At 66.1% G+C, this 469-nt stretch carries 1 protein-coding gene; it reads left to right on the top strand.

The window, feature by feature from the left end:
- A partial coding sequence (locus RM540_RS16330; protein WP_432280815.1) for a flagellin occupies positions 1-469 on the top strand: 469 nt, incomplete at both ends.

The raw sequence follows: 469 nt of genomic DNA, 5'->3' as shown, positions 1-469 counted from the left end.
ACTCTCGAACATCGGCGACGCCAAGGGCATGCTGACCGTCGGCGAAGGCGCCCTCAACTCGACGATGGACATCCTCCAGACGATGAAGGAGAAGGCCGTGCAGGCCGCCAACGACACGATGGGTAGCGAGGAGCGCACAGCGATCAAGAACCAGCTCGACGCCCTCACAGCGGAGATCGGCGACACCCTCGCTGGCGCCGAGTTCAACGGCACGAAGATCTTCGGCGGAGCCAAAGACGGCGCGGGCAGTCCGACAAACGCGGGCGACCTGGCCCTCAACTTCCAGGTCGGCGCCAGTGCGGCCGACACCTTCGGCGTGGACATCGGGGCCGCGAACGTCGCCACGCTCGGGATCGGCACCGACGACTTTGCCGGCACCGTGGCTGGCACGCTCACCGTTGACACGGCTGCCAATGCACAGGCGTCCATCACCACCATCGACACGGCGATCGAGGCGGTCAACAGTTCC

It is taken from the genome of Rubrivirga litoralis (assembly GCF_031846415.1).
Classification (GTDB): Bacteria; Bacteroidota; Rhodothermia; order Rhodothermales; family Rubricoccaceae; genus Rubrivirga; species Rubrivirga litoralis.
This window is presented reverse-complemented; position numbering and strand designations above follow the sequence as displayed.